This window comes from Variovorax sp. 10L426 (genome assembly GCF_056395305.1).
Window position 1 is genome coordinate 143,343 of record NZ_JBFTJF010000005.1, and the last position, 15,512, is coordinate 158,854.

The 15,512-nt window shown below is 62.9% G+C and carries 15 protein-coding genes and 1 tRNA gene; 10 read left to right on the forward strand and 6 right to left on the reverse strand.

What is annotated here, in order from left to right:
• Positions 1-3 precede the first annotated feature (3 nt).
• Both AC1DHL_RS09185 and aat read right to left on the reverse strand, forming a co-directional pair.
• Positions 4-753: an arginyltransferase gene (locus AC1DHL_RS09185; RefSeq protein ID WP_478102466.1), complete on the reverse strand. Its 750-nt coding sequence runs from the start codon at positions 751-753 to the stop codon at positions 4-6.
• On the reverse strand, positions 750-1,502 hold the full coding sequence (gene aat, locus AC1DHL_RS09190) for a leucyl/phenylalanyl-tRNA--protein transferase (protein WP_478161787.1): 753 nt from the start codon (positions 1,500-1,502) through the stop codon (positions 750-752). Before aat ends, AC1DHL_RS09185 begins: the two co-directional genes overlap by 4 nt.
• 112 nt (positions 1,503-1,614) lie before the next feature.
• Here aat and AC1DHL_RS09195 point away from each other — a divergent pair, with 112 nt between their 5' ends.
• Entirely contained in the window at positions 1,615-3,945 is a 2,331-nt protein-coding gene (locus AC1DHL_RS09195) for a xanthine dehydrogenase family protein molybdopterin-binding subunit (RefSeq protein WP_478161788.1), read from the forward strand.
• 11 nt (positions 3,946-3,956) lie between these two features.
• Here AC1DHL_RS09195 and pobA read toward each other — a convergent pair whose 3' ends face one another.
• A complete protein-coding gene (gene pobA, locus AC1DHL_RS09200) occupies positions 3,957-5,138 on the reverse strand; it encodes a 4-hydroxybenzoate 3-monooxygenase (RefSeq protein WP_478161789.1) in 1,182 nt (393 codons plus the stop codon).
• 122 nt (positions 5,139-5,260) lie between these two features.
• On the opposite strand from pobA, the gene AC1DHL_RS09205 reads away from it, so the two are divergent.
• The 9 genes from AC1DHL_RS09205 (at position 5,261) to AC1DHL_RS09245 (ending at position 13,483) form a co-directional block, all read left to right on the forward strand.
• Positions 5,261-6,031: an IclR family transcriptional regulator domain-containing protein gene (locus AC1DHL_RS09205; RefSeq protein WP_478161790.1), complete on the forward strand. Its 771-nt coding sequence runs from the start codon at positions 5,261-5,263 to the stop codon at positions 6,029-6,031.
• A 68-nt stretch (positions 6,032-6,099) separates the two neighbouring features.
• On the forward strand, positions 6,100-6,759 hold the full coding sequence (locus tag AC1DHL_RS09210) for a response regulator (protein ID WP_478102476.1): 660 nt from the start codon (positions 6,100-6,102) through the stop codon (positions 6,757-6,759).
• A 7-nt stretch (positions 6,760-6,766) separates the two neighbouring features.
• Positions 6,767-8,089: an ATP-binding protein gene (locus tag AC1DHL_RS09215; RefSeq protein ID WP_478102478.1), complete on the forward strand. Its 1,323-nt coding sequence runs from the start codon at positions 6,767-6,769 to the stop codon at positions 8,087-8,089.
• 102 nt (positions 8,090-8,191) lie between these two features.
• The gene (locus AC1DHL_RS09220) at positions 8,192-9,670 is read left to right on the forward strand and encodes a DegQ family serine endoprotease (protein ID WP_478161791.1); all 1,479 of its coding nucleotides are present in this window, start codon (positions 8,192-8,194) and stop codon (positions 9,668-9,670) included.
• 140 nt (positions 9,671-9,810) lie between these two features.
• A complete protein-coding gene (locus AC1DHL_RS09225; protein WP_478102481.1) occupies positions 9,811-10,152 on the forward strand; it encodes a hypothetical protein in 342 nt (113 codons plus the stop codon).
• A 64-nt stretch (positions 10,153-10,216) separates the two neighbouring features.
• Positions 10,217-10,597, forward strand: a complete 381-nt coding sequence (locus AC1DHL_RS09230) for an FHA domain-containing protein (protein WP_478102483.1) — start codon at positions 10,217-10,219, stop codon at positions 10,595-10,597.
• Positions 10,598-10,718: 121 nt separating this feature from the next.
• Entirely contained in the window at positions 10,719-11,660 is a 942-nt protein-coding gene (locus AC1DHL_RS09235; protein ID WP_478102485.1) for a LysR family transcriptional regulator, read from the forward strand.
• A 398-nt stretch (positions 11,661-12,058) separates the two neighbouring features.
• Positions 12,059-13,060 (forward strand): helix-hairpin-helix domain-containing protein, encoded by a 1,002-nt coding sequence (locus tag AC1DHL_RS09240; protein ID WP_478161792.1) that lies wholly within the window; start codon positions 12,059-12,061, stop codon positions 13,058-13,060.
• 81 nt (positions 13,061-13,141) lie between these two features.
• Positions 13,142-13,483, forward strand: a complete 342-nt coding sequence (locus AC1DHL_RS09245) for a DUF1090 family protein (RefSeq protein WP_478161793.1) — start codon at positions 13,142-13,144, stop codon at positions 13,481-13,483.
• Between the two features lie 127 nt (positions 13,484-13,610).
• On the opposite strand, the gene AC1DHL_RS09250 is transcribed toward AC1DHL_RS09245, so the two are convergent.
• The 3 genes from AC1DHL_RS09250 to AC1DHL_RS09260 form a co-directional block, all read right to left on the reverse strand.
• Positions 13,611-13,686, reverse strand: a tRNA-Asn gene (locus AC1DHL_RS09250).
• Positions 13,687-13,755: 69 nt separating this feature from the next.
• Positions 13,756-14,682, reverse strand: a complete 927-nt coding sequence (locus tag AC1DHL_RS09255; RefSeq protein WP_478161794.1) for a thiamine phosphate synthase — start codon at positions 14,680-14,682, stop codon at positions 13,756-13,758.
• A 5-nt stretch (positions 14,683-14,687) separates the two neighbouring features.
• On the reverse strand, positions 14,688-15,509 hold the full coding sequence (locus tag AC1DHL_RS09260; RefSeq protein ID WP_478161795.1) for a thiazole synthase: 822 nt from the start codon (positions 15,507-15,509) through the stop codon (positions 14,688-14,690).
• Between the last annotated feature and the right edge of the window lie 3 nt (positions 15,510-15,512).

Sequence of the window (15,512 nt, forward strand, 5' to 3'; positions counted from 1 at the left end):
ATTTTACTTGGTGAAATGAGTTGGTGCCTGCCATCGGCCGTCGATCAGCACTTCATGAGGTGTGTAGCGCGCCTTGTAGTTCATCTTGGCGCTTCCCTCGATCCAGTAGCCCAGGTACACGTGAGGAAGGCCCAGCTTGCGGGCCTGCTGGATCTGCCAGAGCACGCTGTAGTTGCCGTAGCCCGCGCCCGGTTCGGGTTCGTAGAAGGTGTAGACGGCCGAAAGTCCATCATTTAACACGTCGAGGATGGACACCATCTTCAGGGCGCCGGGGCTGCCATCCGGCTGGGTTTCGCGGAACTCCACCAGGCGTGAATTGACCCTGCTTTGCAGCAGGAACTGGGTGTATTGGTCGATGCTGTCGTGGTCCATGCCGCCGCCTGCATGACGGCCATTCTGGTAGCGCAAGTACAGCTGATAGTGCTCGGGTACGAAGCACAGTTTCAGGACCCGAGCCTGGAGATCGGCATGTCGCGTTTGCGCCCGGCGCTGGCTTCGACTCGGCTGGAAGTCATTGACCAGCACGCGTAACGGGACGCACGCATTGCAACCGTCGCAGTAGGGCCGGTAGGTGAACATGCCGCTGCGACGGAACCCGCTCAGCACGAGATCCGAATAAGCGTCGTTGTTGATGAGGTGGCTGGGCGTGGCGACCTGCGAACGTGCCTGCCGGTCCGGCAGATAGCTGCACGGATAGGGGGCCGTCGCGTAGAACTGCAGCGTGTGGAGCGGGAGATCCTTGAGGTGCGTCACGTCTTTGGGAAAGGTCGCGCGGACAGGAGTTCGTTCCAGTATACGGGCTCGAAGCGCCACGCAGGGGGCCCCATTCGATGGGCGTGGGCGACGTGCGACACGAAGCGTTCGCGCGGTATTTCGTGCGCTCCGAGACTTGCAAGATGGGCCGTGTTCTGCTGGCAGTCGATCATGGCGATGCCGTGCCGCAAGCAGAAGCAGACGAGCGCGGCCAATGCGATCTTGGACGCGTCGGGTCTGCGCGCGAACATGGATTCGCCGAAGACCGCTCGCCCGATCGCGACGCAATAGAGCCCGCCCACGAGGTGGCCGTCAATCCATGTTTCGACGCTATGGGCATGGCCGGCACGGTGAAGCGCCGCATAGGCTTGCACCATTTCAGGGAGGATCCAGGTGCCGGTCTGGCCGTTGCGCGGCGCCTGCGAGCAGTTCGAAATCACCGTGACGAAATCGTGGTCTATCCGAATCTCGCAGCCTTCGGTGGCGATGAATCGGAGGAGCGTCTTGCGAAGTGAGCGGTGAAGCTTGAACCGATCGGTTTCGAGCACCATGCGCGGATCGGGGCTCCACCAGAGGATCGGCTGTCCATCGCTGAACCAGGGGAAGATTCCACTCCCATAGGCCTGCAGGAGGCTGGTGACGTCCAGGGAGCCGCCGGCAGCCAGCAGGCCAGGTACGGGGTCGGCATCACCCCACGCCGTGGCGGCGGCGGGCAGAGGGTCACCAGGGTCGAGCCAAGGCAGTTGCATGGTGGAATGGTTACACGCTTCGGGTCGAGCGAAGTCGGCGCATGCCGAAAGTACCCGAAGCCCATATAGTCGTTGTCTGTTCCGAGAATTTCCTCCAGACAAAAGGACTACGGTGACATCTGAAACGAATCCCACGCGCTTCGGGAGCGGCCAGGCCGTCAGGCGGCTCGAAGACGAAGACTTGCTGGCCGGTGCCGGCCGTTATACCGACGATGTCTCTCTGCCGGGGCAGACCTGGCTGAGCTTCGTGCGTTCCCCGTATCCCCACGCCAAGCTTGTGTCGATCGATACCGGATCGGCCGCAGCCATGCCGGGGGTGCTCGGCGTCTTTACCGGCGCCGATCTGGCTCAGGCTGGCGTCAAGCCCATGCCCGGCGCCTCCGGTTTCAAACGCGCCGACGGCTCGGACTGCGCCACGCCGCCGCGACGCGCGTTGGCACTCGATCGAGTTCGATTTGTCGGCGAACCGGTGGCCGTCGTGGTCGCCGAAACGGCGCGGCAGGCGCGCGACGCTGCGGAAGCGGTGATGGTTGACTATGAAGAATTGCCGATGGTGGTGGACCTGCCCGGAGCAACGGCAGCCGATGCGCCGCTGGTCTGCGACGAAGCCACGGGCAACATCGCCGCCGAGATGCGTCACGGCAGCAGCGAGGCCACGGCCGCAGCGTTCGCAAAGGCCAGCCATGTCGTGGCGCTCGACGTCGTCAACCAGCGGGTTGTCGCGCTCACGATCGAACCGAGATCGGTGCTGGTGGATTTCGACCCCACGTCAGAGCGTCTGACCGTACGCATGAGCACCCAGATGCCCTCCGGTGTTCGCGATTCCATCTGCGACGCGATCGGTTTGCCCAAGGAAAAGGTGCGCGTCATCGTCGGTGACGTTGGCGGCGGCTTCGGCATGAAGACCGGCGCCTATCCGGAAGACATCGCGGTCGCGTTTGCCGCGCGTGCCGTCCGGCGCCCGGTCAAATGGATCGCCGACCGGAGCGAGGAATTTCTCTCGACAGCGCACGGCCGCGATATCGAGGCGCGCGCCGAGCTTGCGCTCGACGCCCAAGGCAAGATCCTCGGCTTGCGCATCAAGACCCACGCCAACGTCGGTGCCTACGCGACCGGAACCGGCGTCGCCATCCAACTGCTGATCGGGCCGTGGGTGCAAACCAGCGTCTACGACATCCAGACCATCGATTTCCATTTCAAGGCGGTTTTGACCAACACGGCGCCTACCGGCGCCTATCGTGGAGCCGGACGCCCCGAGGCCATCTACACGATCGAACGCCTGATGGACGAAGCTGCGCGCCAGACCGGCATCGACCGGATCGAGTTGCGCCGGCGCAATTTCATCCGGCCCGAGCAGATGCCGTACACGAACCCGATGCACCAGACCTACGACACCGGCCAGTTCGAATCGGTCATGAACCAGGCGCTGGCGCTCGCCGACTGGCAGGGCTTCGACGCGCGGGCGGCCGAGTCGAAGCGCGCGGGCCGTGTGCGTGGACTGGGCATCGCTACCTTCCTGGAATGGACCGGCGGCAATGTCTTCGAAGAGAGGGTGACCGTTTCGGTCCAGGCTGACGGCGTCATCGAAGTGTTTTCCGCCGTCAATGCGATGGGGCAGGGCATCGCCACCACACTGGCGCAATTGGTGGTCGATGCCTTCGGCGTGCCCATCGAAAAAGTGAAGATCGTTCTCGGCGATACCGACCGCGGCGACGGATTCGGCAGTGCCGGCTCTCGCTCGCTCTTCACGGGGGGCTCCGCGGTGCGCGTGGGTTCCGAGCGGACCATCGACAAGGCCAAGGAACTCGCAGCCCAGGAACTCGAAGTGTCTCCGGCGGACGTCGAGTACGCGGCGGGCGTATTCAAGGTCGCAGGCACCGATCTGTCACTCGACCTCTTCACGCTGGCCGGCCATCAGCCTGATCGGCAGATCTTCGTGGATTCGACCAGCACTGTGTCGGGTCCGACATGGCCGAACGGATGCCACATCACGGAGGTGGAGATCGATCCGCCAACGGGCGACATCGTTGTGGTCCGCTACGCCTCGGTCAACGATGTGGGCCGGGTGGTCAACCCGTTGATCGTCCGCGGACAGCTCGAAGGTGGCGCGGTGCAGGGCATCGGACAGGCGCTTTGCGAACAGGTGGTGTACGACCCTGAAACCGGCCAACCATTGACAGGCAGCCTGATGGATTACGCCGCCCCGCGCGCGGAGACCCTCGCGTCGATGTTCCGCATGGAGATGGATGAATCGACGCCCTGCAAGAACAACCCGTTGGGGGTGAAGGGCGTCGGCGAACTCGGCACCATCGGCGCGACGCCCGCCGTGGTCAATGCGGTCGCGGATGCGTTGGCGCGGAACGGCATGGCTGACCGCACGCCGCACCTGGACATGCCGTTGACGCCGGGCCGCGTCTGGCAGTTGATGGCCTCGGCGGCTTGAGCCGCCGGCGGTCAGAAATCCTCGAGCGGCAATCCGACGTAGTTTTCGGCCAGCGACGTCGAGGCCGCGCGTGAATGAACCAGGTAGTCGAGTTCGGCTTCCTGGATCTTCTGGCCGAACTCACCGCTCTCGGGGAATCGGTGCATCAATGACGTGAACCACCAAGAGAAGCGTTCTGCCTTCCACACGCGACGCAGGCAGAGGTCGGAGTAGCGGTCCAGCGCCGAAGCTGATTTTTCGCCGTAGAAGATCTCGAACGCGCGTGAGAGGTAGCCCACGTCCGCGGTCGCCAGGTTCAGGCCCTTGGCGCCCGTCGGCGGCACGATGTGCGCGGCGTCACCAGCCAGGAAGAGGCTGCCGAAGCGCATCGGCTCGGCCACGAAGCTGCGCAGCGGCGCGATGCTCTTTTCGAGCGAAGGGCCGGTCACGAGACGATCGCGCGCTTCCGGGTCCAGCCGCGATCGCAGTTCATTCCAGAATGCCTCGTCGCTCCAGTTCTCGACCCGCTCCTCGGTCGGCACCTGGACGTAATAGCGGCTGCGCGTCGCGCTGCGCATACTGCAAAGTGCGAAGCCTCGCGATGTGTTGGCGTAGATCAGTTCATGGGAAACCGGCGGTACGTCGGCGAGCACGCCGAGCCAGCCGAAGGGATAGACCTTCTCATACGTATGCAGCGACTGGGCAGGAACACTGGCACGGCTGACACCGTGGTAGCCGTCGCATCCGGCGATGAAGTCGCACTCGATCTCGTGCGTCGCGCCGTCCTTCTCGTAGCGAACGCGCGGGGTGCGCGTGTCGAAGTCGTGCAGGCTGACCGACGATGCGCTGTAGATGGTCTTGAGGCCTTCGGCGTCCCTGGCGGCCATCAGGTCGCGCGTCACTTCGGTCTGGCCGTACACCGTGACCTGCTTTCCGCCGGTCAGGCCGTGCAAGTCGATGCGGTGGCGGGCGCCCTTGAACAGCAGTTCGATACCCTCGTGCGGCAGTCCTTCTTCCTTGGCCCGGACGTCGACACCGGCCCGGGAAAGAAGGTCCATCGTGACCTGTTCCAGCACGCCGGCCCGGATGCGCCCCAGGACGTATTCGCTCTTCTGGCGTTCGATGATGATGTTGTCGATGCCGGCCTTGTGCAGCAACTGTCCGAGCAGGAGCCCGGCGGGACCGGCTCCGATGATGGCGACTTGGGTTCGCATGTTTATGTCTCCTGGTGGCGTTCCCGCAAGCGTAGGTCTGCGATGCCGATTCGTGGGGGCGCGATTGCAGCCTCTGTGCGATCATGAGGCAACGTGCGCGATGATCGCGCAACTCTTCAACCATGACCATCGCAAAACCAGACTTCATCGAAGGCATCGCCAAAGGAATGGCTGTGCTCGAAAGCTTCGACACCGAGCGCCAGCGGCTCAACGCAACCTTGGCCGCGGAGCGGGCCGGGCTGACGCGGGCAGCGGCACGGCGGCATCTGCTGACGCTTGCGCACCTGGGTTATCTCGAAACCGACGGCAGTTACTTCTGGATGGCGCCCAAGGTACTGCGCTTCTCGGGCAGCTATCTCGCCTCCTCGAGGTTGCCGCGCGCCCTGCAGCCTACGCTGAACCGCCTCGCGGCGCAGACGCAGGAATCGTTTTCCGCAGTCGTGCTCGATGGGGAGGAGGTCGTCATCGTCGCGCGCAGCGGGAGCTATGGGGCACCGACGCGCGTGCTGGCCTACGGCCTTCACCTCGGCGCGCGTCTCCCGGCCCATGCCACTTCGACCGGCCGTGTGCTGCTGGCAGCCCTCAGCGCCGGCCAACTCACGCACTGGCTGAAAGGGCGCAGCCTGCCGCGCCTCACACCGCACACCATCACTCAGGCGCGCGTGCTTCGCCAGCGCATCGCGCAGGCTCGAAAGGACGATTTTTGCTTCGCCAGCGAGGAGCATGAACTCGGTGTGCAGGCCCTGGCGGTGCCGTTGCGCGACATGCAGGGTCACACCGTGGCGGCACTCAACGTCGTGCTGTCAGGTGGGAATCACAAGGAAGACGCATTGCGGCGCGACATGCTGCCGCTTCTGTTCGAGGCGGCGCGCGAGGTGAGGGCGCTTCTGTGAACGTCCTTTGAGCGGTGAACCCGATCACCGCTACGATCTCCAACCAGCCCCAGATGGACGAATGAACCATGCGACTCCTGTTGCTTGAAGACGACGTGATGATCGGCGAGACCGTGCTCGATCTGCTGCGCGCGGAGCAGTACGCCGTCGACTGGGTCAAGGACGGCGAGACGGCGGACAACGCGCTTCGATCCCAGCAATACGACCTGGTCCTGCTCGATCTCGGCGTTCCGCGCCGCGATGGGCTGGAAGTGCTGCGCGCACTGCGTGCTCGCAAGCAGCGAATGCCGGTTCTGATCGCTACGGCGCGCGATTCCGTTCGGCAGCGGATCGAAGGCCTGGATGCCGGAGCCGACGACTACGTCCTGAAGCCTTACGACCTCGATGAACTCCTGGCGCGCATTCGCGCTCTTTTGCGCCGCGCATCCGGCCGGGCGGAGCCGGTCTACGAGCACATGGGCGTGACCGTCAACCCGGCAACACGCGAGGTCACCGTGGCCGGCCAGGCGGTGACGCTTTCTGCACGCGAATGGGCAGTCCTGGAGCCCTTGCTCGCGCGCCCCGGCATGGTGCTCTCCCGCGCTCAGCTCGAAGAGAAGCTGTACAGCTGGAAGGACGAGATCAGCAGCAATGCCGTGGAGGTCTACGTGCATGGATTGCGCAAGAAGCTCGGCGCCGATCTGATCCGAAACGTGCGCGGCGTCGGCTACATGGTGCCAAAGGAATGACGAGCGCATGAAATCACTTCGTGCGCGTCTCCTGTGGTTTCTCCTGGCCGCCATCCTGGTGGCCGCCGGCATCCAGGCCTTCGTGGCCTACCGGACGGTGCTTCAGGAAGCCGACGACATCTTCGATCACCACATGCAGCAGATGGCTCTTTCGCTGCGTGCGGGACTGCCGCCCAGCGCGACGGTGGGTGGACTCAGCGGTCTCGGCGCCGGCGAAGACAACTTCGAATTCATCGTCCAGGTCTGGACGGCTGACGGCATCCGCATCTTCGAATCCGCCGCGCAGGCTGCATTGCCCCAGCGCGCCGTGCTCGGGTTTTCGAACGTCCAGGCGCGGCGCACGACCTATCGCGTGTTTTCTATGCAAGCCGGTCCGTTGGTCATCCAGGTTGCGCAGGATATGGCTGCGCGCCGTCGCATGGCCGGCTCCCTTGCATTGCGCACCGTCGGACCGATCGCACTCGCCGCGCCGTTGCTGATGCTGGTCGTATGGTGGGTCGTCAGCCTTTCACTTGCGCCGGTGGCGCGCGTGCGCGGCCAGGTTGCCGCGCGGCAGGCCGATGATTTGTCACCCTTGAGCGAGGAGGACCTTCCTGAAGAAGTCCGGCCACTCGTGCACGAACTCAATCTGCTGTTCGATCGCGTTCAAAAAGCCTTCGACGCGCAGAAGCACTTCGTGGCCGATGCGGCACACGAACTCCGTTCGCCGCTGACTGCGCTCAAGCTGCAGGTGCAGGGATTGCAGCGCGCATCGGACGAACCTACGCGCGAACTCGCTGTTGCCCGCCTGGCTGCGGGCATTGACCGCGCCGCAAGACTGGTCGAGCAGATGCTGGCCCTCGCGCGCCACGAGGCCAGCGCCGCAGCGGGCGCTGAGCGCGAATCCGTCAGCCTGCCCGAGGTGGTTCGACTGGCAATTTCCGACGCGGTCGCCGCAGCGCAGGCGCAAGGCATCGATATCGGTGTCGTGCGATCCGATCCGGCGAAGGTCACCGGACAAGCCGAGGCGTTGCGAATGCTGGTGCGAAACCTGCTCGACAACGCCGTCAAGTACACGCCGAACGGCGGGCGCGTAGACATCGCTGTGATCCAGAGCGCCGATGGCGTCGAACTCAGCGTCGATGACAGCGGCCCTGGCATCGCGGCCGACGAGCGCGAGCGGGTGCTTGATCGTTTCTATCGTTCCGGCGAGCCACAGGCGCCGGGCAGCGGGCTCGGCCTCGCCATCGTGAAGTCGATTGCTGAACTGCATGGCGCCACAGTGTCGCTGGACCGTTCCGAGAGTCTTGGCGGCCTTCGCGTGGTGTTGCGGTTTACGGCCACCGGCTGAATGGCGCCGAGGCGCAATCAGAAGCGCCTGAATTTAAGGCGGGCTTAAGCGGGCGGCACGACATTCCTTTCGTTGATTTCCATAACCTCGAAAGGATCACAGATGAAGAACCGTTTGACCTCCCCCCGGGCGCTTGTCCTTTCGCTGGCCGCAGCCGGCGTGATCGGCGCGGCGGCCACCGGCGCCTACACCAGCGCGAACGCTTTGGGTTCCACTCCGACGGCTGCATCGCTTGCTGCCGCGCCCCAAGTTTCGATGCCTGACTTCTCCAGCATCACCGCCGAGACCGGTCCCGCAGTTGTCAATATCAGCGTGGTGGGCACGGCCAAGGCTGCCCCGGAAGGCATGCAGGGGATGCAGGGCATGGACCCGGATGATCCGATGTTCGAGTTCTTCCGCCGCTTCCAGGGCCAAGCCGGCCCGCGCGGTCAACAGCAGCAGCAGCGCGAAGTGCCGGTGCGTGGCCAGGGCTCGGGCTTCATCGTGAGCGCCGACGGCGTGATCCTGACCAACGCCCACGTTGTGAAGGACGCCAAGGAAGTCACCGTGAAGCTGACGGATCGTCGCGAGTTCCGCGCCAAGGTGCTGGGCTCCGATCCGAAGACCGACGTTGCCGTTCTCAAGATCGATGCGAAGAACCTGCCGACCCTGGCCGTGGGCAAGACCAAGGATCTGAAGGTTGGCGAATGGGTGCTCGCGATTGGTTCCCCGTTTGGCTTCGAGAACACCGTGACCGCTGGCGTCGTGAGCGCCAAGGGCCGCTCGCTGCCTGACGACGGCTACGTTCCCTTCATTCAGACCGACGTGGCAGTGAACCCCGGCAATTCCGGCGGTCCGCTGATCAACACGCACGGCGAAGTGGTCGGCATCAACTCGCAGATCTACAGCCGCAGCGGTGGCTACCAAGGCGTGTCGTTCGCGATCCCGATCGATGTTGCCATCCAGATCAAGGACCAGATCGTCGCCACCGGCAAGGCCAGCCATGCACGCCTTGGCGTCGCGGTGCAAGAAGTGAATCAGACCTTTGCCGATTCCTTCAAGCTCGACAAGCCTGAGGGTGCGTTGGTATCGAACGTCGAGAAGGGCGGTCCTGCGGACCAGGCCGGACTGCGTTCGGGCGATGTCATCCGCAAGGTCGACAGCGACGTGATCGTGTCTTCGGGTGATCTTCCGGCCGTGATCGGCCAGAAGAAGCCAGGGAGCAAGATCACGCTCGAAGTGTGGCGTCAGGGCTCCCGCGAGGAAATCACCGCGAAGCTCGGTGATGCCGCCGAGAAGTCCACCACCGTCGCGAAGAACGACGATGGCGCGAACCAGGGCAAGCTCGGTCTCGCACTGCGCCCGCTGCAACCTGAAGAACAACGCGAGGCATCGGTCGACGGCGGCCTGCTGATCGTGAACGCCGTCGGTCCCGCCGCGTTGGCCGGTGTCCAGACGGGCGACGTGCTGCTGGCCATCAATGGCACGCCGGCGAAAAACATCGAGCAGGTGCGCGAAGTCGTGGCCAAGGCGGACAAGTCGGTTGCGTTGCTCATCCAGCGCGATGGCGACAAGATCTTCGTGCCTGTCCGCCTGAGCTGATCGACGCGGTCCGCGACGCCGGTCTTTGAGACTTAGTACCGGATCGCGGACGCGCCTGGGTCGCGATGTGCAAAAGTGCCTTTGCGGATATTTCTTGCAGCTGTAACAATTCTTTAAATAGCTGAATAAGAGATTTCCCTATGGCACTTCGCGATATTGCACTCACCGTTCTGGAGTTGGAGCCCAATGAATTTCACTGGGTGCTGATGGAGCCGGTGCAGGCCGAGTCCGAGGAATGCCTGGGATACCGGCCCATCGACTCCTCCACGCAGGGGCTGCCGGACTATTCGGAGGCCCTCATTCAGGGCGCATCCGCCCTTCGTGTGCTGCAGGGGCTCGCGCCGTTTGGCAAGCCGATGAATCCAGTGGGCATCGGGGAGAGCGTCGCCGCCGACCTGACGGAGGAAAATTCATCGGAAGATTCGTCATCATCCAACGGTCCCGACTCGTGTATGTTTACAACCGGTCACCCGGTGTTGTAGTCGAGCGTTATTGCTGTGCGACCCGGTGCCAATCGGGAATCTCTTCGCACCAAGGAATTGAAGGATGCCAAGACTTATCGTGTTGCAGAAGAATGGATCGGCCAAGCAGGTCAACATCCTGGGGACGCCATTTGTCATCGGTCGCGCGGATACCTGCGATCTGGTTCTGGACAATCAATTGGTGAGCAGGTCCCATGCCGTGTTCGAGACGGTCGGCGACGCAATGACGATCCGCGACCTCCAAAGTCACAACGGAACCTATGTCAACGGCGAGCGGCGTGAAGTGAGCACATTGAACAGCGGTGACGAGATCAAGATCGGCAGCTATCAGATTCGCTTTCTGGCAAACAACGGGCCCATCGCCGAGGCGGAGGCGCTTCGGCTCGTGACCATTCCGGGCAAACTCGCCGACATCGATTTGCTCAAGCTCGGCATCAAGTCTTGAGCGGATCGGCTTGCCTATCCGCCGTGCACCCTCTTGGAGGTGTCGCGCGCGGAATCCATGGCTGCGTGATCCCCGAAAGCGAATGCGATACTTCGCCGCTCGCAGGCAAACGACGGCATCCATGCAGCAAAAGCGAAACGACAGTGGCGAACTGAACTTCTATCTATTGAAGTGCCTTGTAGCGCTGATCGATCACTCGCATGTCTCGCGTGCAGCGGATGCGCTTTCGATCAGCCAACCCGCAATGAGCCGCGCAATGAGCCAGTTGCGCGCGGTCACTGCAGACCCGATCCTTGTCAGAGGTGGAGGCGGGCTCATTCCGACGGCCAAGGCACTTCAGCTACGCGACTTTGCCGATCGAATCCTTCAGGAGATGGATGGACTGCTCGGCGACGCGGTGGCCTTCGATCCCAAGTCCACTCAATATGAATTCCGGATGGTCGTCACGGATTATCTGGAATGCGTGTTCATGGAGGGTCTGCAGAAACGGCTTGGAACGGCCTTCCCCCGAATTAGCGTGTCGACACGCCATCCGGTACATCCTTCCCACTTCAGCAAGGTGCTCGAGGCTGGCGAAGTGGATTTTGCGGCCGGGATCCTGCCTGCAAGTCTTCGTGACTTACGTCACCGGTTGTTGTTTCGCGATCATGTCGTCTGTGCTGCACGCAAGGACCACGAGGCCGTCGGCCGGACGATCGGGGTCCACGAGTTTGCGTCACTCGAGCACCTGGTGATCATGCCCAATACGGTGAACTGTTTTGGCGAATCCGTCGATCAGGCGCTCGCCGCCCAGGGCCACCGACGCAACCGCCGGTTCGTGACGCCGAACTACCTAACCGCACCTTTTCTCCTCGCAAACTCCGACATGGTTGCGCTTCTGCCTTCATTGTTGCTGAATCGTTTCCGCGATCACTTGGGTCTTGCCGAGGTCGCGCTGCCGGTGCAAGTGCCTGCACTTGACATCTATCTGTCATGGCACGACCGCACGCATCGCCACGCTGCGCATACGTGGTTTCGTGACCAAGTCGTGCAAAGCATCGAGCCCGCACCGCACGGCTCTTGAGGCTCAGGCCGAGTGCGCGACCAGCACTCAAATTCAATTGGCGCATAGCTTTCATCCGCGCGCGTCATGGACAACGACTCGCCGCCTCCCAATACTTTGCTTGTCGCCGTCCACACGGCACGCTGGTGAAAGGAAAGCATGCAGTTGGAAGCTCTGTACGAATTGCACGGGCATGGCGAAGTACGCAAGGTCCGCCTGTTGAAGGTACCCCGATCGATCGTGAAGCGCAGGATTCCAAGTGGGACTGCGAAACGCAAGAGAAGGGCCGTTGCGACTTCTTCGTCCTGGAGCGAATCGCCGCCAAGTGGCGCTCGCTCCCGCTTCCCCGCGACCGAGGGTTGTCGCGCCTCCTGCCCCTGACGGCGCATGTGGCGCGTGATTTTGAAGAGATCTCAGGTATGTCCCCTCGAACCATTCGATCCGTTGACGACTTGGCACAGTTGCCTGATGAAGAATTGTTGGCATGTCTTGGCGCCCTGCGGGCGGCCATTGTCGAAGCGAAGCGCCAGCACGCAGTCGCGCTTCGCGAGCACATGATCCCGTGGGGATCACCGTTCATCTTTCCCTCATTCAATTGGCGGCCGAAGGGACCTCAGCGGTTAGATGCCCCAGGGCAGTTGAAGCCCGACACGCCGATCGATGAAATTGCGGTGCGTGCAAGTGCGCGGGAAGCGCTGAGGGAACTCAGCATCTTCTGCATCGAAGATCTGTCAGCGATCAGCGAGCAGGAGCTTTTGAAAGAAGAGGCCATCGGCGCTAAGACCGTTGGCCGACTCCGCGAGATGTTGGAGCGTGTGGGGCTCGACTTTCTTCCGAACCCGAACATCGAAGAGCGGGCGCATGAGCAAAGCAAGGCGGTGCTTGCGTTGCCGTCCGAGGCTCGCGCGATTGCGCTGCGCGGTCTCGCGGACTCAGCGCTCGTGTCGGCGCTTGGGCTGAGATCTTCCACCTTGAGTCGGGCTCTGGCGAATGGCCTCGAAACAGTGGGTCAGGTGCGCCGGCTCACTCTTCCCTTGTTGTGCGAGAACTTCGGGAAACGGGAGGCACGGGAGATCTACGACCTCTTGATGGCGACGGATCGTCCTTTCGCCAGTTCGGCCCCTGCGATCGAGCTCTGGCGCCATGGTCTGGTCACGACGAAGGAACTCCCCGTACCCACGGCATCAGAGACGCCGATTCACGAGTTGCGACCCTGGCTCGGCACATCGGTGGATTCGCTGAGCGCTTGCGGTATTCATACGCTCGGCGCATTGCGAGGCGTGGCTTCTCGAGGGGACGTGGCCTCGTTCCGAGGGATGGGGCGCGTCACTTCCGATCGTGTTCTTGGCTTCCTGGGAGCCTACGTCACGCCTCAGCCTTACCGTCGCGGCATGTCGACTGGAGGCGGCTTGCCTGCTTGATCGAGCGCGCGGTCCGTCTGCAACTTTCTTGGCAGACGGACTTGGTGCAAGATGTCGCGACCCTTGATTCGATTCGACCTCATGAACTTGCACCTTTGTATTAGCGCCCTGGCGATTGGAGTGCTGTTTTCAGCGCAAGCCAACGCGCAATCCGAGCCCTCCAAGAAGACCGAGGCCGATTGCTATGCGCAACAAGCCGCGCTCGAAAAAGATATGCGCGCGGCACGTTCCAGAGGGCAGATGTTGCGTCGGCGCCAACTCCAGGAATCGCTGGATGCCTTGCGAAGCCACTGCGATGAGATTGCTTCGAAGGACAGTCACGAGGCGCGTGTCATGCGGCAAAAAAATGTCGTCCTGCAACTGAGGATTGACCTCGATCGTGCCGAAGAGGATCTGCGGAATCTCGTGGCGGAGAAGAAGTAGGCTCACGCCTGATTGAATGGGGTGGCTTCGACTGCGACCGTTCTGTCCGTGTCGAAAAACGCGCCACAAAAGAAAAAGCCCGCTACCTGAAAGATAGCGGGCTTTCCAGAGGCCTTGCGGCTTGTAGTGGCTCCTCGACCTGGGCTCGAACCAGGGACCTACGGATTAACAGTCCGGCGCTCTACCGACTGAGCTATCGAGGAACAAGCCTCAAATTATAGCGTCGTTTTTTTGGCTTTCCTGACGCGGTGTCAAAACCTGCAAATTTTTCATCACTGGTTTGATGCAGCTTCGATGATGGCCATCAGTCGGACTGCCGCGGCCTCGGGATCCGGGTGCGCCACGAGTGCGCGCACCACTGCCACCGACCCGACGCCGGTCGCCAGCACTTCGGGCATGCGTGTCGCATCGACGCCTCCGATGCCGACTTGCGGGTAGCCGCGCAGCAGTCGTGCATAGGCGCCGAGTCGCGAGACGCCTTGTGGCGCCGTGGCCATCTGCTTCAACGTGGTCGGATACACCGCACCCATCGCGATGTAGCTTGGGCTGACGGCATCTGCGCGCACCATCTCTGCATAGCCGTGCGTGCTGACACCAAGGCGAAGACCTGAGGATCGAATCAACTTCAGATCCTGCGGTGTCAGTGCGTCGAGGTCTTCCTGGCCGAGATGGAGGCCATAGGCTCCGGCCTCGATGGCCGCACGCCAGTGATCGTTGATGAAGAGCAGGCTATCCGTGCCACGCACTGCCTCCACGGCAGCATGCACTTCTTGTGTGATGGCTTTTGTGTCTTTGGATTTGAAGCGCAATTGGACCGTCGGAACGCCAGCGCGGGCCATACGGCCTACCCATTGCGAATCAGGCAGGACAGCATAGAGGCCGAGCTTCTCCGGGCACCGGGGGAACGCGTCGTCGCGGGCGGTGGGCGGAAAGCTCCGCATGCCGAAGTCGACCGGGTTGTCGGGCCACGCACGAGCATCGAATGTGCCGGTGCGTTTCGTTTGTGCATCCCAGGCACTTGCGAGGCATTCGGCATCGACCTCGATGAAACCGAGCGCGCTGCACGCTTGCTTGGCGCCTTGATAGACGGTTCCCTTCGAAGAGAAAGTACTTGACGCGTTGGTGGTTTCGCCGAAACGTCCGGCGTGCGCCGCGACGATGGCTCGTGCAATGTCGTTCGGGTCGTTGAATGCAGTCATGACGTTCATTGCGTGGACGCGTGATGCCAGAACGGCGTTCCCAGCACGGGCGTGCTCGGTTGCGCGGAGTCCTGCGCTGTCATGGCGCCGGCACGATGCGCATTTCGACCGGCCTGTACGGCGTCCGCAAACGCGCCGGCCATGGCGACCGGGTCTTGCGCAAGCGCGACGGCGGTGTTCAGCAAGACGCCGTCGTAACCCCACTCCATGACCTGGCACGCGTGCGATGGCAAGCCGAGGCCGGCATCGACGAGCATTGGCACCGTCAAGCGCTCACGCAGCATCTGGAGTGCATACGGATTGACGGGCCCGCGGCCGGTGCCGATCGGTGCGGCCCAGGGCATGACGGCCTGACAACCCACATCGACAAGCCTTTGGCATAGCACGAGGTCTTCGGTGCAGTAGGGCAAGACCTGGAAGCCGTCGCGAATCAACTGCGATGCGGCTTCGACGAGATTCAGCGTGTCAGGCTGGAGCGTGTAATCGTCACCGATCAGCTCGAGCTTGATCCAGGGCGTGTCGAAAAGCTCGCGTGCCATCTGGGCCGTGGCGATCACTTCCTGCACGCTGTGGCAGCCCGCAGTATTGGGCAGCACCGGCACGTCGAGGCGGCGCAGGAGTTCCCAGAAACCGTTGTCGCTGCCGGATGCGCCCGGTGTCGCGGTCTGTCGGCGCAGCGAGGCCGTCAGCATCGCAGGCCGGGCCCTGCGGACTGCCGCTTCGAGGACGTCGGGCGACGGATAGCGCGCCGTGCCAAGCAGCAGGCGGCTCTGGAAGCTCTGGCCGTAGAGGACCAGCGGGTCGTTGGCGGGGGAAGATGTGGTCATAGG